The organism is Streptomyces sp. NPDC029138 (genome assembly GCF_055564375.1).
In genome coordinates this window covers 168,363-189,038 of the sequence record NZ_JBVHWM010000007.1, presented here as the reverse complement: position 1 = coordinate 189,038, position 20,676 = coordinate 168,363, and the positions used below count along the sequence as shown (strand labels likewise).

Genomic DNA, 20,676 nt, shown 5'->3' with positions numbered 1-20,676 from the left:
GTCGTTCAGGTGATGATCCGGGTTGCTCACACGATTCCGAGGGTGGTCAGCGGGCGGTTGGTGTCGCGGGTGTGGTGACGGAGCCCGGCGGCGATGTTCGTCCGGCCGGTGAGTCGGAGGGCGCCGATGGCCAGGTTGCGCAGGGATGCCATGGCACGTGGAGCAGTGCCGGTGCGTACGTGGGAGGCGTCCTCGGCGTACGTGGTGCCCCTGACATGGTGGATCTTGTTCTCGATGCCCCAGTGTTCGCGGACGTGGCGGGCGATCCCGGTGACGGCGGCCGCCTTGATCCGGCGGATCTCGTCACGGCCGTGCGCGGTGGCCCGGGTTTTGTCCAGGAGTGGCACTTCCCGCCGTGGCAGGGCCTTCAGCCACCTGCGCGGGGTGCTGATTGCCCTTGATCAGCGCGATGTGGTGGGCGTTGCTGGTCCTCGACGAGGAGGCGGGCATGGGCGGTCTGCGAGTGGAGGGCGTCGAAAGTGACCACCGTGCCGTGCGGGTCGAGCGGCGCAAGCAGCGGCTGGAAGACAGTGATCTCGTTGGTCCTGCCGTCCACCTCGTGCTGGGCGGTGACCAGGCCGGTCCCCGTCATCGCGGCGAGCAGGTGGACCTGGGTGCCGTCACTGCGGCGGGCGCCGCGCACGGTCTTGCCGTCCACCGCGAGGGAGGGCAGGGGCCGGTCGCTGTCGTTCTCCTCCTGGCCGGCGGCGCGTTCGCGCCCGGCGAGCCGACTTCCGACGGCCGTATCCAGCGCGTCGCCGTCGATGCGCTGGAGGATACGCCGCGCGGTGGCCTCGGCCGGGGCGACGGGGCCGCGGTCCGGCTCCCGGCAAGGGCCACCGAGCCGGGCCAGGACGTACGGCGGTGCGTCGGCGACCCAGTCCGCGATCGCGGCCAAGGACTTCGCTCCGGCCAGAACCGCGCACGCGGCCAGAGACAGGACAGAAGCGAGCGGGTGGCGCCGGCCCCGGTACCGCCGGGGACCGGGCACCTGAGCCAGGCAGGTCAGCAGGCGGGGGAGGTCATCGGGGGCGGTCGGTACGGCGTCGGTGAGTTGACTCAGAGGGCCCGGGGTGAGCGGGGGTGAGCGGGCAGACACGGTCCTCCGTCGTGGTGATCAGGGACTCGACACCTCATGATCACCGGACTTCGCGGCTGCCTCCGCGTCAGCCCCGGCGAATACCCCGCGACCCCGCCCAACTCCTGAAGCCGCATCAACCCGGACACACCGCCTGAACGACGCCGCCCTGGGGCACCGCCTGAGACTCAGGGGCGCCACAGACATCCTTCGGGCAAGACCGCTCCGGTGCCGGTCAGGTGCTTGATGGCCGCGGCGAAGGAGTAGCAGTCGAAAAGCGCCGCATGCTCTTTGCCGGCCGCTGGTTTGGGGAGGCCGAGTACCTGCCACAGGCGGCCGACGTTGGCTGTCGTCGTCGCCGGCGCGACGGAATTCACCCATGGGCGGATGTTCAGGAAATGGGCGTCGAGAAATCCGTTCTTGACTTCTTCCCCTCGGGCTCGCGCCCAGCCCACGTTCTCGCCGAGTACGACCATGTCGTTGCCGTAGGAGAGCACGGACTGCCCTCGGCAGAATCCGAGGAAGTCGCCGAGTGCCGCTGCCGCGGGGAGCCCCTGCCTGTCCACCGTCTCCTGGTCGATACCGGTGAGTTCGGTGAAATACGGAGACAGTTGCGGATTGACCACAGGCCGCACGAGCGCTTCGTACTCCTCTACGACGGAGAAGTCCTCACGCAGCCGCAACGCGCCGATCTGCACGATCTCACGCAGCTGCCCCGGTGCCGACCAGTCCTGCTCGAGCGCCCCCGGCCAGGTCGTAAACTCAAGATCGAACACGATGAACGTAGGCAAGAAAATCTCCCTCTGGAGCAAGAAAAATCCCCCTCTGGGAGGAGGTCGCCGACAGGCTATCGTTTCCTGTCCGCCGACACGTGTTTCCTGTCCCCCTTTACCGGGATTCCCCGTTTCCGGTGCCGCGCAGTCGGGCGAGTGCGGTGTTCAGGTCGGCCCGGCGGGGGCGGTTGTGGCGCAGTCGGTGGACGGCCAGGCCGAGCAGGAGGCCCAGCGGCACGAGTGAACCGGCGGTGAGCCGGACATGGCGTTCCATGCTCCGCGTCGCCTTCGTGGTGCCCGGGTGCCGTCACCGCCCAGTCCAGGTGTGTCCCGGCGCCGCCGCGACAAAGTCACGAATCCGAACACCGCCGAACATCGCCGGCCGACAGAATCCTTGACGACGCATCAGCACCTTCCTACGCTCACTGAGACCCATGGGAGCGTTCCCACGCCCCCGCACCGGCTGTCCACGTGATCCGGAGGTCGTCGTGACCCACGCGCACCGGCACCCCCGCACCACCCGGCTGCTCGGCGGCATCACGGCCGCCACCGCACTCGCCGCCGCCGTACTCACCGCGCTGCCGCAGACGGCGCACGCCGCGACCGCGCGGCAGGTGGAACGCCTCGACCGAGGACTGACCAGCACCCACACCAGCAGCGGAAACCTGGTGTCGTGGCGGTGGCTGGCCACCGACCCGAACGACGTGGCGTTCAACGTCTACCGTGGCGGCACCAAGCTCAACTCCGCGCCCCTCACCGCCTCGACGAACTACTTCGACGCCGGTGCCCCGGACTCGGCCGACTACACGGTGCGCGCGGTGGTGAACGGCACCGAGCAGACGGCCTCCGAGCACGCGCTCCAGTTCCGGTCCGGCTACCTGGACGTCCCGATCTCGCCGCCGGCCGGGGGGACGACCCCGGACGGGGTGGCGTACACCTACGAGGCCAATGACGCCTCCGTCGGCGACCTCGACGGCGACGGCAGGCTCGACCTGGTCCTGAAGTGGCAGCCGACCAACGCCAAGGACAACTCCCAGTCCGGCTACACCGGCAACACGATCGTCGACGGCATACGGCTGGACGGCACCCGGCTGTGGCGCATCGACCTGGGCCGCAACATCCGCTCCGGCGCGCACTACACGCAGTTCCAGGTGTACGACTACGACGGCGACGGCAAGGCCGAGGTCGCGATGAAGACGGCCGACGGAACCAAGGACGGCACCGGCGCCGTCATCGGCAACTCCTCGGCCGACCACCGCAGTTCGAGTGGTTACATCCTCTCCGGCCCCGAGTACCTGACCATGTTCAACGGCCAGACCGGCAAGGCGATGCAGTCGGTGGACCACGTCCCGGCCCGTGGCACGGTCTCCTCCTGGGGCGACTCCTACGGCAACCGCGTCGACCGCTTCCTCGCCGGCACCGCCTACCTGGACGGAGCACGCCCGTCCCTGATCGTGGCCCGCGGCTACTACACCCGCACGGTCATCGCCGCCTGGGACTGGCGCAACGGCCAGTTCACCCGCCGCTGGACCTTCGACACCACCTCCTCCACGAACAGCGGCAAGGGCTACGACGGCCAGGGCAACCACCAGTTGTCCGTGGCCGACGTCGACAGAGACGGCAAGGACGAGATCGTCTACGGCTCGATGGCCGTGGACGACAACGGCAGCGGGCTGTGGACCACGAGGAACGGCCACGGTGACGCCATGCACGTCGGTGACCTGGACCCGTCCCGGCCGGGGCTGGAGGAGTTCAAGGTCGACGAGGACGGGTCCAAGCCCTCCTCCTGGATGGCCGACGCCAGGACCGGCCAGATCCTCTGGTCCACGCCGGCGAACGGGGACAACGGCCGGGGTGTCTCCGGGGACATCTGGGCGGGCAGCGCGGGCGCCGAGTCCTGGTCGTCGGCGGAGAGCGGCGTCCGCGACCCCAAGGGCACGGTGGTCTCCTCGCGGAAGCCGTCCAGCGCCAACTTCCTGTCGTGGTGGGACGGTGACACCGTCCGCGAACTACTCGACGGCACCCACATCGACAAGTACGGCACCTCCGGCGACACCCGCCTGCTGACCGGCGCCTCCGTCCACTCCAACAACAGCACCAAGGCGACCCCGTCCCTGTCCGGGGACATCCTCGGCGACTGGCGTGAGGAAGTCGTCTGGCCCACCACCGACAACCGGGCCCTACGCGTCTACAGCACGCCGTACCAGACCGGCACCCGCATCACCACGCTGCTCCACGACACCCAGTACCGCACCGCCCTCGCCTGGCAGAACACCGCCTACAACCAGCCCCCGCACCCCGGCTTCTTCCTCGGCGACGACATGCCGACCCCGCCCCGCCCGACCGTCCACACACCCTGACCGTTTCCACGGTGAGAAGGGCGTCCGACGGGGCGGATACCGCGGATGCCGACGGACGCCCCCTCGCAGCCGCGGCCGGCAGTCGAGGGGGCCCGCACGTCACCTGCGCCAGAAAAGGTGGTGCGTCACGCCGCTCGGGCTGGGCACGACCTCCAGGTGGAACCGGTCGAGCAACTCGTCCGGGGACTCCCAGAGACGAAGCCCGGACCCGAACTCGACCGGCGAGACCGCCACATGCATGGTGTCGACGAGGTCGGCGTCGAGGAACTGCCGGATGGTGGTGACCCCGCCGCCGAGTCGGACGTCCTTGCCCTCCGCCGCTTCACGCGCCTGTTCGAGGACGGTGGCCGGGTCGCCGTCGACGAAGTGGAACGTGGTGTCGGAAAGCGTGAACGACGGACGCGTGTGGTGGGTCATGACGTAGACAGGGGTGTGGAACGGGGGCTCTTCCCCCCACCAGCCGCGCCACTCATGGTCGTCCCAGGGCCCGCGCTGGGGCCCGAACTTGTTGCGGCCCATGATCTCGGCACCGATGTTGCGTGCGAAGTCCCGCGTGAAGTAGTCGTCGAGGCCCCGGCTCCCGCCGGGATCCGTGCGCATGGGCCAGCTCGCCGTGGCGCCGGCCCAGGCGAACAGCCTCTCGGGACGGTCCAGGCCGAACGGCCGCTCGAAACTCTGGTGCTCACCAGCACCGATTCCGTCACTCGAGACGTTGAAGTTCATGACTCTCAGCAGCTGATCCACGTTTCTCCTCATCAGGTCCTGCCGCGCCGGCGAGGCGCCGCACACCATGACGTCGAACGGGACGCGGCCGAATCGACAGCGGCCCCGGAATTTTTTCCGGCGCGACGGCGACGACGCTTTCGGCACCCGCACGGCGCCCCCGCCCCGCACCCGTCAACGAAGGGCTTGCCGCCCGCGGAGAGGCCGGCCGGCGTGACCCGCGCCGGGCCGGCCGGGCGAGGGTGGGTTATCGGTCATGTCGAGGGTTTTCCCTGTACCCCTTTGGCCGGCGCTTTGCCTATCGTTCCTGCACAGCTGACCCACAGGTAACCCCGGACGGGTCCGCATCCGCGCACGGTCGGCCATCTGCACCGCTTGTCGGTTCAACCCCTCCGCTTCGACGCCGAAGCGCCTCCCCACTGCCGCTCCGCCCTGCCCGGAGTCGGTCACGAAAGGCACATCCTTGCGTAGAGTTCCCGCCACCGGACGGACGCTGATATCCGTCGCCGCGGTCTCCGCGGCCCTCCTCACGGCCGCAACGGCCACCGGCGCCGCCGCCCAGGACGGCCCCGTCCGCGAGAGCGCGGTCCGGGCCGCCCGGACCGAGGCCGCCCCCGGCGCCCCGGCCGAACGCCTCATCGTCGGCTACAAGTCGGGCGCCGCCGAGGCCACTTCCGACAAGGCGGCCGAGTCCGACGCCGCCGCGAAGGGCAAGGAGGCCGGCGAACACGTCGACTTCCAGCGCCGCCTCGGCACCGGCGCCGCCCTCGTCGACCTCGGTGACGACGTCACCCGGACCGATGTCGCCGACGTCGTCGCCGGGTACCGGGCCGACCCGCAGGTCGCCTACGTCGTACCGGACCGGCTCAACAAGCCGATGGCCACGCCGAACGACACCGAGTACGGCAAGCAGTGGGACCTGTTCGAGGACACCGCCGGCATGCGCGTGCCGGGCGCCTGGGACCTGTCCACCGGCTCCGGTGTCACGGTCGCCGTCATCGACACCGGTTACGTGGCCCACTCCGACCTGGCCGCGAACATCGTCGGCGGCTACGACTTCATCTCCGACACCGCCGTATCCGTCGACGGCGACGGCCGCGACGGCAACCCGGCCGACCCGGGTGACTGGTACGCCGCGGGCGACTGCGGCGCCGGTGTCCCGGCGAGCAACTCCTCCTGGCACGGCACGCACGTCGCCGGCACCATCGCCGCCGTCACCGGCAACGGCAAGGGCGTGGCCGGTGTCGCCTACGGCGCGAAGATCTCCCCGCTGCGCGTGCTGGGCAAGTGCGGCGGCTACGACTCCGACATCATCGACGCCATCACCTGGGCGTCCGGCGGCACCGTCTCCGGCGTGCCCGCCAACACCAACGTCGCCAAGGTCATCAACATGAGCCTCGGCGGCGACGGTGCCTGCACCTCGGCGACCCAGAGCGCCATCAACGCGGCGGTGAACCGGGGCACGACGGTCGTCGTGGCCGCGGGCAACGACAACGACAACGTCGCGAACCATTCGCCGGGCAACTGCAACAACGTCATCTCGGTCGCCGCGACCAACCGCTCCGGCGCCAAGGCGTCCTACTCCAACTACGGCTCGCTGGTCGACATCTCGGCGCCCGGCGGCCAGACCAGCACCGGCACCGCGAACGGCATCCTGTCCACGCTCAACTCCGGCACCAGGACGCCGTCGACCGAGTCGTACGCCTACTACCAGGGCACCAGCATGGCCACGCCGCACATCGCGGGCCTGGTCGCGCTGATGAAGTCGGCCGACGCCTCGCTGACCCCGGCCCGGATCGAGTCGGCCGTCAAGGCCAACGCCCGTCCCCTGCCGGGCAGTTGCTCGGGCGGCTGCGGGGCGGGGCTGGCGGACGCGGCCAAGACGGTGCAGGCGGTGAGCGGTTCCGGTGGTACGGGTGGCTCGACGGGCACCACCTTCACCAGCACCTCGGCGGTCGCCGTCCCCGACGGCGGCTCGGCGATCGAGTCCCCGGTCAGCGTCAGCGGGCTGACCGGCAACGCTCCCTCGGCCCTGAAGGTGGCGGTCGACATCACCCACACCTACCGCGGTGACCTGGTCATCGACCTGGTCGCGCCGGACGGTTCGGCCTACCGGCTGAAGTCCTCCAGCAGCTCGGACTCCGCCGACGACGTCAGGACCACCTACACGGTGGACGCCTCCGGCGAGCCCGCGAACGGCACCTGGAAGCTGCGGGTGCAGGACGTGTACGCCCAGGACACGGGCACCCTCAACAGCTGGGCGCTGACCTTCTGACGACGGCCCCGGAGCGAGCGGAACGGGTCGGCCGGCACGGATGCGTGCCGGCCGTCCCGTCGCCGTCTCGGGCGGGGGCAGGACAGGGCGCAGACGCCGAACTCGTGGCCCTCCGGCTCGGCGAGGACCGTCCCCGGCATATTGCCCTGGCCCACGTCGACGGGCGTCGCACCGAGAGCCTTCAGGCGCGAGCGACTCCGACTGGGGGCCGTAGAGGTGGGGGCGAGAGCGAGGTGCGCACGTTCTTCGTTGTCGTCCTGGGTTCAGGGACCGGAACGACGTCGAAGCCGACGGCGACCGGGTTACGACAGCGCCATTCCGGGGACGCGCTTGCGGATGGCCTCCAGCTCGGCCTCGTCGGAGATGCCCTGCCAGTCGTACCGGGGCGTGTAGGGACCTTCCAGGGCGTGCACGTCGTCGTCGGTGAGCTGGACGTCGAGGGAGGCCACGGCCTCGTCGATGTGCCGGATCGAGCCGGCGCCGACCAGGGGCGCGGTGACGACGGGCTGGTGGCGCAGCCAGGCGAGTGCGACCTGTGCGCGGCTGACGCCGTGGGCGTCCGCGACCTGGCCGACCGCGTCGATGATCGCGTGGTTGGAGGACTCCTGTGCGGGCGTGTAGAGCAGGTCAGCGTAGGCGCCGTCCGTCTGGGCGCGCGCCGTCGAGCGGGCGTCGTCCCACGCGCGGGCGAGGCGGCCACGGGCCAGCGGGGACCAGATGATCGTGCCGACACCCTCGTCCAGGCACAGCGGGATCATCTCCCGCTCCTCCTCGCGGGCGAGCAGGTTGTAGTGGTTCTGGAGGGACACGAACCGCGCCCAGCCGTGCTGCTTCTGTAGGTGCAGTGCCTTCGCGAACTCCCAGGCGTGCATCGAGGAGGCGCCGAGGTAGCGGACCTTGCCGGCCTTCACGAGGTCGCTGAGCGCCTCGAGTGTCTCCTCCCACGGGGTGGTGTGGTCGTTGCGGTGAATCTGGTAGAGGTCGATGTAGTCCGTTCCGAGGCGGCGCAGGGAGTGGTCGACCTCCGTCATGATCGCCTTCCGGGACAGGCCGCGGCCATTGGGACCGGGCCGCATCGGATGGCGCAGCTTCGTGGCGATCACTACCTCGTCGCGGTCGGCGAAGTCCTTGAGGGCGCGGCCGAGGATCTCCTCGCTGGAACCGTTCGAGTACATGTTGGCGGTGTCGAAGAAGTTGATCCCCGCTTCCAGCGCGTGCTTGATCAGCGGGCGCGCCTCCTCCTCGCCCTTCGACCAGACGGGGTGGCCCCGGTCGGGCTCGCCGTAGGTCATGGCGCCGATCGCGATGGGTGACACGTCCAGGCCGGTGGTGCCGAGCTTGATGTACCGCATGGTGCTCCTCTAAAGTAAGTGGAGAGGTCTCCACATAACGTAGTGGAGAGTTCTCCGCTTAGCAAGGTGAGGTCCCGTGGTCCGTTCAGACGCTCGCGAGAACAGGGCACGCATCCTCGCGGCCGCCCGCGATGCGCTGGCCGAGGACGGCGGCGCGTCGATGAACCAGATCGCCCAGCGCGCCGGCGTCGGCGCGGGCACCCTGTACCGCAACTTCCCCACCCGCGAAGCACTCGCCCTCGCCGTCTACCAGGACGAGGTCGCACGCATCCTCGGCACCGTGCCCGAGCTGCTGGCCGAGATGCCGCCGCTCGAAGCGCTCCGCCACTGGACGACCGACCTCGTCGAAGCGATGCGCAGAAAGCACGGCCTCGGCGACGCACTCAGCCCCGGCGCGCACCAGACGATCAGCGAGCAGACCTACGGGCCGGTCATCGCCGCGATCACGCGGTTCCTCGACGCCGGCAAGCAGGACGGAAGCATCCGCACGGACGCCGACCCCGGCGACTTCCTCCAGCTCACCGGCGCACTCTGGCGCGCCGCGTCCGGACCCGAAGACCGCTCACCCCGCATGCTGGCGCTCATCCTCGACGGACTCCGCACACAGCCGCAGCGGTAGAAGTCGCAGCACCGCCCGGAAGCGCCCGCGGTGTCGTCCGGTGCGTTTTCCTCACGCTGGGCCGCGGGCGCGTCGGCCGACCTGATTCACGTCGGTGTGGACCGGCCGCACTCCGGCGCGCGGCTCGATGTCCTCCCGGCGAGGAAGTAAGCCGTCTCGGGCGGGATCAGGTCCGGAATTCCTCGCCAGGGCCGCAGGCGGGAATTCCCTTCCACTCCTGGAATTCTCAGCCGTTCCGATGACTGCGGCCTCATTCTCAACTCCTGAACGGCGGCCGGACAAGCGGCGAGGCGAGGGCATTCTGCGCTTCTGCGCAAGTGAGAACCCGGCTGCGAGCTGGGCTCATCCCCCGTTAACACAGCAGGTATTGACAGGTCGTCATTTGGCTCCCGCTAATTGTCCGGAAGTCGGCCCTCGACCGAGGGCCCGTTCACGATAGGTACGAAGTGACGTCATCCTCGCTTCAAAAAGAGCGAATAACCGTCTCTCATGCTTGCCGGCACGGTTTCGCGGCCGTGGGGCTCGCGGCCCTCGTTCTCCTGGGCGTCAACCCGCCCGCGTCCGCCGCGCCGGTCCCGGGTCCCGGCGCCACCGCCCCGCCGACCCGTCTCGACACCACGCCCGCCACCGATGACGGCGGCACCGATCTGGCTCCCGTGTGCGGCACGCCCGCCAAGGGGCACGCGTCCTGCTATGCCATGCGCTCCGACCAGCCCCCACTGCTCCGGCTGACCGCGGCCCAGACGCCGCCGGGGCTCGGCCCCCAGGACCTCCAGAGCGCCTACAGCCTCCCGGCCGACGGCGGCGCCGGGCAGACCATCGCCATCGTCGACGCCTACGACAACCCCGACGCCGAGGCGGATCTGGCGGTCTACCGCGCCCAGTACGGGCTGCCGCCGTGCACCACGGCCAACGGCTGCTTCAAGAAGGTCGACCAGCGCGGCGGCACGGACTATCCCACGTCGAACGACATGTGGGCCGGTGAGATCGCCCTCGACCTCGACATGGTCTCCGCCGTCGCCCCCCGGGCGCACATCCTGCTCGTGGAGACGGACAACGACGGCCTGGACCGGCTCGCGGCCGGCGTCGACAAGGCCGTGGCGCTCGGCGCCAAGTACGTCTCCAACTCCTACGGCCGCACGGGCGACTTCGCCTCGGACCAGCAGACGTACGGCTCCTCCTACGACCATCCCGGCGTCGCGATCGTCGCGGCGAGCGGGGACAACGGCTACGGTGTCGCGTTCCCGGCCACCCTGTCCACCGTGACGGCGGTCGGCGGCACGAATCTCACCGCCGACCCGGACAGCCCGCGCGGCTGGGACGAGACGGCGTGGAAGCGGGGCTTCTACGGCCCGGGCTCGGGCTGCGCGTCGTACCAGCCCAAACCGGAGTTCCAGAAGGACACCGGCTGCTCCGGACGCAGTGTCGCCGATGTGTCGGCGGTCGCTGACAACGTTGCCGTCTACTCGACGTTCGGTTCTCTGGGCACCGGCTGGCAGCGCTACGGCGGCACCAGCGCGGCCACTCCGGTGATCGCCGCCACCTACGCGCTGGCCGGCCCGCCCCGCCCGGGCACCCAGCCCAACGCCTACCCGTACGCGACCGACGGCCCGGGGCTGAACGACATCACCTCCGGGTCCAACGGCACCTGCGCCACCGCCTACCTGTGCACCGCGGGCCCCGGCTACGACGGCCCCACCGGCCTCGGCACCCCTTCCGGCCTGGCCGCCTTCCGCAGCGGTCCGAGCGGCACCCTCTCGGGCACGGTGACGGACGCGAAGACCGGCAGGCCCGTCGCCGGTGCCACCGTCGGCTCCGGGCTCGACGTGGCCACGACGCGCGCGGACGGCACGTACACCCTGAACCTGCCCGCCGGTGAGGTCGGCGGACTCACCGTCACCGCGTTCGGCTACGCGTCCCCGGCCCCGGTCACCGTGACCATCGCGGACGGTACGACCGTGACCCGCGACTTCGGCCTGAAGGCTCTGCCCCGCACCCATGTGCGCGGAACCGTCCGGGACGGCTCCGGGCACGGCTGGCCGCTGTACGCCAGGATCGCCGTCGAGGGGTCCCCCGAGGCGCCGGTGTGGACCGACCCGGTGACCGGTGACTACGACATCTCGCTGCCGAAGCACGACGGCTACACCCTCGACATCACCGCCGCCCTGCCCGGCTACGAGGCGCTCGCCCGCGAGGTGACGGTGGCCGGCCGGCCCGTGACGGTGGACGCGGCACTGACCGCCGACCCCGACGCGGCCACCGCCGTCGGCTACGACCTCCACCGCGCCGAGCACACCGAGGGCTTCGACTCCCCCACCGCCGCTCCTCAGGGCTGGACGGTGTCGGACGCGGCGGGCAGCGACAACGGCTGGCGGTTCGACGACCCGAACCAGCGGGGCAACTTCACCGGCGGCAGCGGTGCGTTCGCGGTCATCGAGAGCGACAGCGGGCTGTTCGGACCGCACCAGGACACCTCGCTGATCAGCCCCGCCTACGACCTGTCGGACGCGCAGTCGGCCGACCTCACTTTCAAGACCGGCTACATCACCAACCTCAGCCAGCAGCACATGACGGTGGACGCCAGCACCGACAACGGCGCCACCTGGCAGAACGCGTGGGCCGGTCCCAAGGCGGGCGGCCAGGCGGACCATGTCACCGTGCGCGTCCCGCTGCGGCAGTACGCCGGGCAGCCTTCCGTACGGCTGCGCTTCCACTTCGTCGCGAACTGGGCCTACTTCTGGGAGGTCGACGACGTGACCCTGGAGAGCCGGACACTGGAGCCGGTGCCGGGCGGGCTGACCGTCGGCACCGTCGAGGACGCCGGCACCGGCCGCGGCATCGTCGGCGCGACGGTCACGGACGCCTCGGCACCGGGCGCCGGCGCGCGCACGGTGGCCACCCCCGAGGACCCGGCCGTGGGCGACGGCCTGTACACGCTGTTCACGGCCGGCCCCGGGGTGCACCGCCTGCGCGCGACGGCGGACGGGTACGCGCCGCTGTCCCGGCGGGCCATGGTGCACGGCGACCGGGTCACGGGCAGGAGTTTCGCGCTCAGAGCGCGACCGTGACCTGTCACGGCTGAGCCACGCGGTGCCGGTGGCGTGTCCCGCCGGGGGTGCGCCACCGGCACCGCCCTGACCCGAAGGCCGCGCCCGCACCCGGGTCGGACACACGGTCAGGGCTGCTCCTCCAGCCATCCCCGCTCCGCCGCCAGCAGCGCGATCTGGAACCGGGTTCGGGCGCCGAGCAGGGCTCCCGCCTCGCTGACGTGTTTCTGCACCGTGCGCCGGCTCACCTTGAGGACGCGGGCGATCGTCTCGTCCTTCATCCCGGTGGCCATCAGGTGCAGGATCTCGCGGGTCCGCCGGTCCGGCCCCACCGCCCGCGGGCCGCTCTCCGCTGCGGGGTCCTCCGGCCGGGGGGCCGGCGGCGACACCGGCCCGCCGTCGCGCCGGGTCGCCAGGGACACCGGCTCGGCCCGTTCCCACACGCTTTCGAACAGCGCCACCAGCGCCTCCACCAGCGCGGGCGAGTGCACCACCAGGGAACCCGCCGCAGGCCGGTCCCCGCGCACCGGCAGCAGCGCCGCCGCCCGGTCGAACACCACCAGCTTCACCGGGAGCCGGGACGCGAGCCGCAGCTGCCCGCCCTCCGCCGTCCCGCGCAGCGCCGTCTCCAGCGAGACCGCGTCGGTGAAACCGTCCGTCTCGTACACCGACCGCATCCGCACCCCGTCCGCCACGCCCAGATCAGGGGCGGACGTGTGCTGTCCCGTCACGTACGGCGGCTTGGCCAGGTGCAGCACCTCGGCCGAAGTCCCCTTCAGCAGCTGGCCGTAGCGGGCCGACACCTCCTCCTCGCGCTCCAGCGCCTCCACCAGGTGCGCGGCGCGCGGCGCGGACACCTCCTCGTACGTCTCGTGCAGGCGCTCCACCAGGGCCTCGGCGCGGGCGAGTTCGGCCCGGCGCCGGGCCAGCAGCGCGCCGAGCGAGGCGCGCGGGGGGCCTGCCGCCCACCGTGCCGTCACGCCGTCGACGCGCAGCGCCAGCGAGACGTCCTCCAGCTGCCGCAGGGCCTGCTCCGCCGCCGGCCGGGACACGCCCACCGCCGCCGCCACCTGCGCGGCGTCCGCCGACGGCACGGTCACCAGGTACTCCACCACCCGCCCGGCCAGCGGGTCGAGCCCGGTCCCCGGCCAAGGACTGCCCGGCGTCCCATCCATCTGTTCCGACACTCCCCTGCTCGCGGCGGCCCGAAGGCATGGCGCGGACCGCCATCACCCTCCAGTAAATCGGTGTACGGGACGGCCCGATACCGCGATCATGGAGCGGTCCGTGCCACGCGACCGCTGGGGAGCCGTTCGCCATGCTCGCACCCGCCGACCCGACGGTCCTCCACCCGATGCCCGAGCAGCCGCGGGTGGTGCTGCTCAGGCCGCTGGTGAAGTCCCCGCTCATCGAGGTCGGGGAGTTCTCCTACTACGACGATCCGGACGACGCGACCGCGTTCGAGACGCGCAACGTGCTTTACCACTACGGGCCCGAGAAGCTGGTCATCGGCAAGTTCTGCGCGCTGGGCACGGGCGTGCGGTTCATCATGAACGGCGCCAACCACCGCATGGACGGCCCCTCGACCTTCCCCTTCCCCACCATGGGCGGCTCGTGGGCCGACCACTTCGACCTGCTCACCGGCCTGCCGAACCGCGGAGACACCGTCGTCGGCAACGACGTGTGGTTCGGACACGGCGCGACGGTCATGCCCGGCGTGCGGATCGGGCACGGCGCGATCATCGGCACCGGGGCCGTGGTCACCGGAGACGTGCCCGACTACGGCATCGTCGGTGGCAACCCGGCCCGCCTCGTCCGCACCCGCCACGACGCCCGGGACATCGCCCGGCTGCTGGCGGTGGCCTGGTGGAACTGGCCCCTGGAGCTCATCACCGAGCATGTGCGGACCATCATGTCGGGCAGCATCGCCGATCTGGAGGCCGCCGCCCCGGGCGATGACTGACGTCAGTGGCCGGGGCCGCCCCGCCAGCGGTAGGTGGCGAAGGAGTCCGCCGGGACCGTCACGACGAACGTCTGGTCGGCGACGGTGATCCGGACCTTGCTGTCGGTGGTGGTGCTGTTGCCGAGGACGGCGACGAAGGTGCCGTTCTTCGTGCGGTAGACGACGTTGCCGATGCCGTGCTCGGCGGCGCTGGACTCGAGGCGTACGTCGCCGGGCGAGAGGTACTTGGCGAACTGCCCGATCGGGTACAGCTCGTCGCGGACGGTGAAGTCGCGCGTGGCCGTGTCGACCGTCACCAGCCGGTCCCGCCACTTGGTGGTGGCCGCGACCTGGTCCCAGTCGACGTCGTTGTCCCGGGCCGGTGTCCAGTGCAGTGTCCCGCCGTCCTGGTCGGTGGTCTGGGCCCACAGGATGTAGGAACCGGCGTCGAGGCGGAAGTCGTCGAGGATGGTCGAGGGCGACAGGTCGCTCGTCTCCGTGAGCTGGACCGGCTTGCCCGTCTGTTCGTAGGCGTCGCGCATGACGCGCGGGTCCCCCCAGTAGGGGTGGAAGGCGATGGCGTCGGCCGCCTCGCGGACCTGCTCGCCGGTCACCGAGCCGTCGGGGGCGTCGTCGAAGATGCGGTGGTAGTTCTTGGTCGCCTCGCTGCCCGGGTCGCGCCAGTCCCAGAAGTTGAAGTCATGCACGTACAGCTGGGTGTGCAGCCGGGCGGCCCGGAACTCACGCTTGATCGCCAGGGCCAGCTTCTGCTGCTGGGCGACGCTGATGTCCATGGCCGGGTAGACGACGTCCATGCCGGGCTCGTTCAGCAGGGTCAGGGCGTCGACCCGGATGCCGTGCCGGGCGTACGCCTGGACGAACTTGACGTAGTACCGGGCGAAGACGTCGATGCAGTCGTCCCGCAACTTGCCGACCTGGTAGTAGTCCGTGCTGCTCCCGGGCTTGAGCGCGACCTGCCCGGTGAACCGGTTGTTCGTCTTCATCCACGCCGGTGCGCTCCACGCCGACGCGAAGAAGGTGGCGTGGGGGTTGTAGCGCTGGATGAGTTTGATCGTGTCGATGATGTGCAGGTCGATGTCCCGCCGGATGGAGAAGTGCTTCAGGCCGAAGTCCTCGGTGACACCGGCGGGCAGGTCGTCCTCCGACCAGAACGGCAGGTGCTCGATGAGGTCGGGGCTGCCGATCGTCAGCCGGAACCGGTCCAGGCCCGCGCCGTGCTCGGGGTCGACGAGCAACCGGACGGCCTCCTCCCGCTTGGCGGGGGTGAGCTTCCACAGGTTGGACACGCTCGTCTCGTCCAGGGAGAAGCCCACGCCCGCGTACCGCTGCCGGACGGCGTTCGGGTCCGCGACGACGGTGGCGGTCACGGGGCCGCCGGGGTCGGTGTCCGTCCTGACCTTCGGCAGCGGCAGCCATGCCCGCGCGGCGCCGGTGGAGTAGGTGCCGGTCACGATCCGGCCGTGTCCGGGCGGCCCGCCCGCGGCTCGGTCGGCGTGCGCGGCGGGGCCCGCGCCGACCAGCGCGGTCAGTGACATGGTCGCGACGGCCGCTAGTGCGGTGAGATGACGTCTCACGCCTGCTCCCTGGGCTCCGGGGTGTCTGGGGTCGTCGCCGTACGGGGCCGGCGGCGCGCTGCCGCTCCGGATCCAAGCAATTCCGTGATGTTAAGTCAAGGTTTGAAGTAAGCCCCCTCGGGCTCGCTTTGCTCAGGGTCGGCCCACGGCCGTCCGCGTGTCGCCGTCGGCCTTCTCCAGGCGCCGGGCGGCCTCCTCGGCGGTGCAGTGGGCGAGGAGCATGACGATGGCGGTCTTGGCGTGGCCGCCCGCCGCCCGCAGGGCCTCGGCGGCGGCGTCGGGGTCCGCGCCGGTCGCCTGGACGACCATGCGGCGGGCGCGGTCGAGCAGCTTCTCGTTGCTGGCCCGGACGTCGACCATGAGGTTCCCGTAGACCTTGCCCAGGCGGACCATGGAAGCGGTCGAGAGCATGTTGCAGACCATCTTCTCGGCGGAGCCGCCCTTCAGCCGGGTCGACCCGGTGAGGATCTCGGGCCCGGTCGGGACCTCGATGGGGATGTCGGCATAGCGGCTGATCACCGCGTCGCGGTTGCAGGCGACCGACACCGTCGTCGCGCCCTTGGCGGCGGCGTGCTTCAGGCCGCCGACCACGTAGGGGGTACGGCCGCTGGCGGCGAGCCCGACGACCGTGTCCCGGTCGTTCACGCCGATCCCGTCGAGGTCGGCGGCGGCCCGCTGGGGTTCGTCCTCGGCGCCCTCCACCGCGACGACGAAGGCGCCGGGGCCGCCGGAGAGCAGGCCCACCACCTGTTCGGGTGCGGTGCCGAAGGTCGGGGGGCACTCGACGGCGTCGAGCAGGCCGATACGGCCGCTGGTGCCGGCGCCGAGGTAGATCAGCCGTCCGCCCCGGCGCAGGGACGCGGTGATCGCCTCGACGGCGGTGCCGATCTCCGCGAGGGCGCCGCGTACCGCGAGGGCGACCGTCTGGTCCTCGTCGTTCATGACCGACAGCAGTTCGCCGACCGGCATGCGGTCCAGGTCGGCGGTCCGCTCGTTGCGTGTCTCGGTGCCGAGAGTGCTGAGGTCCACGGCGCTTTCCTTTCCTGGGCGGTACTCGAGTTGCGGAGCCGTAGGGCTCGGGGGTGCGCCGGAGGCTCCTGGGTGGTGCCGACGGCAGGGTGGCGGGCGCGCCGTCAGTCGCCGGCCGGCGTACGGCGGGGCGGCTGCGGGGTCCTGCGGCGCCGGACGGCCTCGTAGGTCTCGTGGAGGGCCGCGGTCGCGGCGTCGAAGCCGCGCTGGGCGACGCCGACGAACAGGCAGTCGACGACGGCGAGTTGGGCGATGCGGCTGACGGTCGCGCCGGACCGGAAGGGCGTCTCCCGGGCGCAGGTCGTCAGCACGAGGTCCGCGCTGCGCGCCAGCGCGGAGCGGGGGACGTTGGTCAGGGCGATGGTGGTGGCGCCGCGTGCGGCGGCGGCCTGGAGCGGCTCGACGGTGTCCTCGGTCTCCCCGGAGTGGGATATGGCCAGGGCCACGTCCCCGGGTCCGAGCAGGGCCGTCGCGGTGAGGGCGGCGTGCCGGTCGGTCCAGATGAACGCCATGTGGCCGATGCGGTGCAGCTTCTGGTGCAGGTCCTGGCCGACGAAGGCGCTCGCGCCGACGCCGAAGACGTCGATCCGCCGCGCTCCCGCCACGGCGTCCACCGCCCGGCCCAGGACGTCGATGTCCAGCCCGGCCCCGGAGTCCTCCAGGGCCCGCACCTCGTTGTAGACGATCTTCTCGACGATCTCGCTCAGCGTGTCGGTGGCGCTGATGTCGGTGCTCGGCATCGGGCGTTCGCCGTCGAGGGCGTGCTCGCGGGCCGCGGCGGCGGCGAGGGCGAGGCGCAGCTGGGGGTAGTTGGTGATGCCTATCGTCCGGCAGAAGCGCATGACCGTGGCCACCGAGGTGTCCGCCCGTTTGCCGAGCGCGCTGATGGACAGCTCCGACGCCTGCGCCGGATCGGCCAGGACGACGTCGGCCACCCGCCGTTCCGAGGGTGCCATGGCGGGCAGTTCCGCGCGGATGCGCGCCAGGGTTCCGGCGGGGGACTCGTCCGCCGGCCGGGCCGGGGTGCGGGGTGGTTTCTGGCCGGCCATGGACCGCTGCCTCCTGGATGGACGCCCTGCTGGGTGACGCCACAGTAACCAGGCTCCGCGAGGCGCGTCAAAAATTTACGGACCTCACCCAATGAGGTTACTTATTGACATCCGGAGGTTCGCCTTCTGATACTCGCTGCACCGCGATCCGCGCCGGCCACTGGCCTCCGGGCCACTCTGTGACCGTTCGACGTGACGGATCCCCTGGACACACGAAGGCGTGCCGCATGACAGCAGCAGTCGCGGTGGACCTGGGCAAGACCGGCTGCCGTGCCGTGCTGTGGGACGGCGCCGGCCCCGCCCGAGACGTTCACGAGGTGCCCGGCGCCCCCGGGCTCGCCACCGAGGACGGAGTGACGACGGCTCGGGCGGCGGTGCTCGCCGCCGTCCGCCCCCTCCTGGCGCGGGAACCGTCCGTCCGGCCGTCGGCCGTCTGCGTGGGCGCGGCCGGTGCCGCCGCCGCACCGGACGCGGCCCGCGCCCTGGCCGGCCTGCTCCTGGACGACCTGCCCGCCGAGGAGGTGGCCGTCACCAGCGACGCGGTCACCGCCCACGCCGGCGCCCTGGGCGGCCGTACCGGCGTGGTGCTCGCGATCGGCACCGGCTCGGTGGCCATCGGCATCGGGGACGACGGCACGTACGCCCGCGTCGACGGATGGGGTCCCTGGCTCGGCGACGAGGGCAGCGGCGCCTGGATCGGCGCCGCCGGGCTGCGGGCGGCGCTGCGCGCCCACGACGGACGCGGACCGGACACCGCGCTGCTGGCCGCCGCGACCGAGCGCTTCGGCGACCCCGACCGGCTGCCCCTGGCCCTGGGCCGCGACGGCAACCCCGCCCGCACCGCCGCCTCTTTCGCACCGGATGTCGTGCGCACGGCGGCGGCGGGTGACCCGACGGCCTCGGCGATCGTCCGGGACGCCGCCGGCGCGCTCGGCGAGGCCGTGCTCGCCGGGGCCCGCCGGATCCGCGGCGACGGCCTCGACGTAGCCGTCACCGGCGGGCTCACCGGCCTCGGTGAACCGCTGCTCGGGCCGCTGCGGTCGGCGCTCGCCGGCTTCCCGCGCCCCCTCCGGCTGCGGCCCCCGCTCGGGGACCCCCTGGACGGCGCGCGCCTGCTGGCCCTGGATGCCCGCACGCCGCACGAACCCCACGTCGTCCGCGTCCGGCGGACGGCCCCCTTCCCCCCTGTCCCCACCCCGCCGGTCTCCCCGCCGGCCGTTGCTTAGGAGAGAGCGTGCGCCAACTCGACCTCGTGGTGATCGTCGTCTACCTGGTGGCGATCGCCGTGATCGGACTGCGCCTGGCCGGACGGCAGAAGACGGCGAAGGACTACTTCGTCGGCGAGGGCAGCATGCCGTGGTGGACGGTCTCGTTCTCCGTGGTCGCCACCGAGACCAGCGTGCTGACCGTCATCAGCGTGCCCGGCGGCGCCTACAGCGGACAGGGCTTCGGCAACGTCGAACTGGCCCTGGGCTACGTCGTCGGCCGCGTCGTCGTGGCCACCGTGCTCATCCCGCTGTACAAGCGGGGCGGCTTCGTCAGCGCCTACCAGTACCTCGGGACCAGGTTCGGGCTGAAACTCCAGGGGCTGGCGTCGGTCACCTTCGTCTTCACCCGGCTCCTCGCCGAGGGCGTCCGGCTGTTCGCCTCCGCGATCCCCATCAAGCTGCTGCTCGACGAGTTCGGGGTGCACGCGGGCTACCGCCTCATCATCATCGTGCTCACCGTGATCACCGTCGTGTACACCTACCTCGGGGGCATCAAGGCGGTCATCTGGACCGACGCCATCCAGATGGGGCTCTACCTGGGCGGCGCGGTCCTCGCCATCGCCGTCCTGTCCGGGCACGTCGGCGGCGCCGGCTTCTCACGCGCCCTGCACGCGGGTGAGTTCAGGCTGTTCGACACCGACTTCAACCTGGCGCACATCCTGACCAGCCCGTTCGCCCTGCCCACCGCCATCGTCGGCGGCGCGATCTTCGCCATGGCCAGTCACGGCTCCGACCAGCTCATCGTCCAGCGCATCCTGGCCACCCGCTCCCTGCGCGACGGCCAGAAGGCCATGATCGCCTCCGGGATCTTCGTCACCTTCCAGTTCGCGGCGTTCTCCCTCGTGGGCGCGCTGCTGTGGTCGTACAACGAGGGCAAGAGCTTCAAGGAACTGGGCCTGAGCAGCTCCGACAACCTCTACCCGAACTTCATCCTGCACGGGCTGCCCGTGGTGGTCTCCGGCCTGCTCGTGGCCGGCATCCTCGGCGCCGCCATGGGCTCGCTGTCCTCGGCGCTGAACTCCATGTCGAACTCGACCGTCGCCGACATCATCCACAGCTTCTTCCGTACGACGCCCTCCGAGGCGTCCCTGCTGAAGCTCGCCCGGGTGATGACGCTGGTGTGGGCGGCGCTGATGGCGGTCTTCGCCTGCGCGTTCAGCACCAGCACGGGCAACGTCTACCTCACCGGCCTGACCATCGCCGGCTACACCTACGGCGCCCTGCTCGGCGCGTTCCTGCTCGGCCGGATCGTCCGGCGCGCGGGCGAGGTCGACTCCGTGGTGGCGTTCCTGGTGACGGTGGCGGTGATGACGTACATCGTGCGCGAGGTGAAGATCGACGTGACCGTGGGCGGCGCCACCGTGCCGACGGCGATCGCCGCGCAGTGGCTGGTCCCGATCGGCGTGGTGGTCACCCTCGTGGTCGGCGGCCTGATGAGCTTGTTCCACCGCGCCCCCGAGCCCGAGCCGGCCCGGCTGACCGACGGCGAACCCGGCCCGGACGAGGGGCGGGTCACGGCAGCCGTCCACCAGGACTGAGACCGCCCGGCGGGGGGCGGCACGGTCG

The 20,676-nt window shown here is 71.4% G+C and carries 17 protein-coding genes and 1 pseudogene; 7 read left to right on the top strand and 11 right to left on the bottom strand.

Annotated elements, in window-relative coordinates:
- Positions 1-26 precede the first annotated feature (26 nt).
- The 4 genes from ACZ4WH_RS10275 to ACZ4WH_RS10260 form a co-directional block, all read right to left on the bottom strand.
- Positions 27-347, bottom strand: a complete 321-nt coding sequence (locus ACZ4WH_RS10275; protein WP_468178632.1) for a hypothetical protein — start codon at positions 345-347, stop codon at positions 27-29.
- 20 nt (positions 348-367) lie between these two features.
- Entirely contained in the window at positions 368-991 is a 624-nt protein-coding gene (locus ACZ4WH_RS10270; RefSeq protein WP_468178650.1) for an ISAs1 family transposase, read from the bottom strand.
- A 275-nt stretch (positions 992-1,266) separates the two neighbouring features.
- A complete protein-coding gene (locus ACZ4WH_RS10265) occupies positions 1,267-1,869 on the bottom strand; it encodes an exonuclease domain-containing protein (RefSeq protein ID WP_468178630.1) in 603 nt (200 codons plus the stop codon).
- Between the two features lie 97 nt (positions 1,870-1,966).
- Entirely contained in the window at positions 1,967-2,125 is a 159-nt protein-coding gene (locus tag ACZ4WH_RS10260) for a hypothetical protein (protein WP_468178628.1), read from the bottom strand.
- Positions 2,126-2,339: 214 nt separating this feature from the next.
- Between ACZ4WH_RS10260 and ACZ4WH_RS10255 the strand changes: the two genes are divergently transcribed.
- On the top strand, positions 2,340-4,211 hold the full coding sequence (locus tag ACZ4WH_RS10255) for a rhamnogalacturonan lyase (RefSeq protein WP_468178626.1): 1,872 nt from the start codon (positions 2,340-2,342) through the stop codon (positions 4,209-4,211).
- A 99-nt stretch (positions 4,212-4,310) separates the two neighbouring features.
- Here ACZ4WH_RS10255 and ACZ4WH_RS10250 read toward each other — a convergent pair whose 3' ends face one another.
- The gene (locus ACZ4WH_RS10250) at positions 4,311-4,955 is read right to left on the bottom strand and encodes a dihydrofolate reductase family protein (protein WP_468178624.1); all 645 of its coding nucleotides are present in this window, start codon (positions 4,953-4,955) and stop codon (positions 4,311-4,313) included.
- A gap of 442 nt (positions 4,956-5,397) precedes the next feature.
- Here ACZ4WH_RS10250 and ACZ4WH_RS10245 point away from each other — a divergent pair, with 442 nt between their 5' ends.
- On the top strand, positions 5,398-7,209 hold the full coding sequence (locus ACZ4WH_RS10245) for a S8 family peptidase (protein WP_468178622.1): 1,812 nt from the start codon (positions 5,398-5,400) through the stop codon (positions 7,207-7,209).
- On the opposite strand, the pseudogene ACZ4WH_RS10240 reads toward ACZ4WH_RS10245, so the two are convergent.
- Positions 7,098-7,400, bottom strand: a pseudogene (locus tag ACZ4WH_RS10240) (hypothetical protein); the annotation flags it as partial. The gene ACZ4WH_RS10245 and the pseudogene ACZ4WH_RS10240 sit on opposite strands and share 112 nt — an antisense overlap.
- A gap of 111 nt (positions 7,401-7,511) precedes the next feature.
- Positions 7,512-8,561 carry an aldo/keto reductase gene (locus ACZ4WH_RS10235; protein WP_468178621.1) on the bottom strand — a complete coding sequence of 350 codons (1,050 nt, stop codon included), beginning with the start codon at positions 8,559-8,561 and terminating at the stop codon, positions 7,512-7,514.
- Positions 8,562-8,637: 76 nt separating this feature from the next.
- Here ACZ4WH_RS10235 and ACZ4WH_RS10230 point away from each other — a divergent pair, with 76 nt between their 5' ends.
- Both ACZ4WH_RS10230 and ACZ4WH_RS10225 read left to right on the top strand, forming a co-directional pair.
- Positions 8,638-9,180 carry a TetR/AcrR family transcriptional regulator gene (locus ACZ4WH_RS10230; protein ID WP_468178618.1) on the top strand — a complete coding sequence of 181 codons (543 nt, stop codon included), beginning with the start codon at positions 8,638-8,640 and terminating at the stop codon, positions 9,178-9,180.
- 515 nt (positions 9,181-9,695) lie between these two features.
- The gene (locus ACZ4WH_RS10225) at positions 9,696-12,248 is read left to right on the top strand and encodes a carboxypeptidase regulatory-like domain-containing protein (protein ID WP_468178617.1); all 2,553 of its coding nucleotides are present in this window, start codon (positions 9,696-9,698) and stop codon (positions 12,246-12,248) included.
- Between the two features lie 107 nt (positions 12,249-12,355).
- On the opposite strand, the gene ACZ4WH_RS10220 is transcribed toward ACZ4WH_RS10225, so the two are convergent.
- The gene (locus ACZ4WH_RS10220; protein ID WP_468178616.1) at positions 12,356-13,402 is read right to left on the bottom strand and encodes a helix-turn-helix transcriptional regulator; all 1,047 of its coding nucleotides are present in this window, start codon (positions 13,400-13,402) and stop codon (positions 12,356-12,358) included.
- A 143-nt stretch (positions 13,403-13,545) separates the two neighbouring features.
- Between ACZ4WH_RS10220 and ACZ4WH_RS10215 the strand changes: the two genes are divergently transcribed.
- Positions 13,546-14,190 carry a CatB-related O-acetyltransferase gene (locus ACZ4WH_RS10215; protein ID WP_468178614.1) on the top strand — a complete coding sequence of 215 codons (645 nt, stop codon included), beginning with the start codon at positions 13,546-13,548 and terminating at the stop codon, positions 14,188-14,190.
- Positions 14,191-14,192: 2 nt separating this feature from the next.
- On the opposite strand, the gene ACZ4WH_RS10210 is transcribed toward ACZ4WH_RS10215, so the two are convergent.
- The 3 genes from ACZ4WH_RS10210 to ACZ4WH_RS10200 all read right to left on the bottom strand — a co-directional run bounded on the left by ACZ4WH_RS10210 (position 14,193) and on the right by ACZ4WH_RS10200 (position 17,842).
- The gene (locus ACZ4WH_RS10210) at positions 14,193-15,764 is read right to left on the bottom strand and encodes a glycoside hydrolase family 30 protein (protein WP_468178612.1); all 1,572 of its coding nucleotides are present in this window, start codon (positions 15,762-15,764) and stop codon (positions 14,193-14,195) included.
- 132 nt (positions 15,765-15,896) lie between these two features.
- Positions 15,897-16,793 carry an N-acetylmuramic acid 6-phosphate etherase gene (murQ, locus tag ACZ4WH_RS10205; protein ID WP_468178610.1) on the bottom strand — a complete coding sequence of 299 codons (897 nt, stop codon included), beginning with the start codon at positions 16,791-16,793 and terminating at the stop codon, positions 15,897-15,899.
- A 104-nt stretch (positions 16,794-16,897) separates the two neighbouring features.
- Positions 16,898-17,842, bottom strand: a complete 945-nt coding sequence (locus ACZ4WH_RS10200; protein ID WP_468178608.1) for a MurR/RpiR family transcriptional regulator — start codon at positions 17,840-17,842, stop codon at positions 16,898-16,900.
- Positions 17,843-18,069: 227 nt separating this feature from the next.
- Between ACZ4WH_RS10200 and ACZ4WH_RS10195 the strand changes: the two genes are divergently transcribed.
- Positions 18,070-19,068, top strand: coding sequence for an N-acetylglucosamine kinase (locus tag ACZ4WH_RS10195; RefSeq protein ID WP_468178606.1), 999 nt, complete (start codon positions 18,070-18,072; stop codon positions 19,066-19,068).
- A gap of 8 nt (positions 19,069-19,076) precedes the next feature.
- Positions 19,077-20,648, top strand: coding sequence for a sodium:solute symporter (locus tag ACZ4WH_RS10190; protein ID WP_468178604.1), 1,572 nt, complete (start codon positions 19,077-19,079; stop codon positions 20,646-20,648).
- The last annotated feature ends 28 nt before the right edge of the window (positions 20,649-20,676 follow it).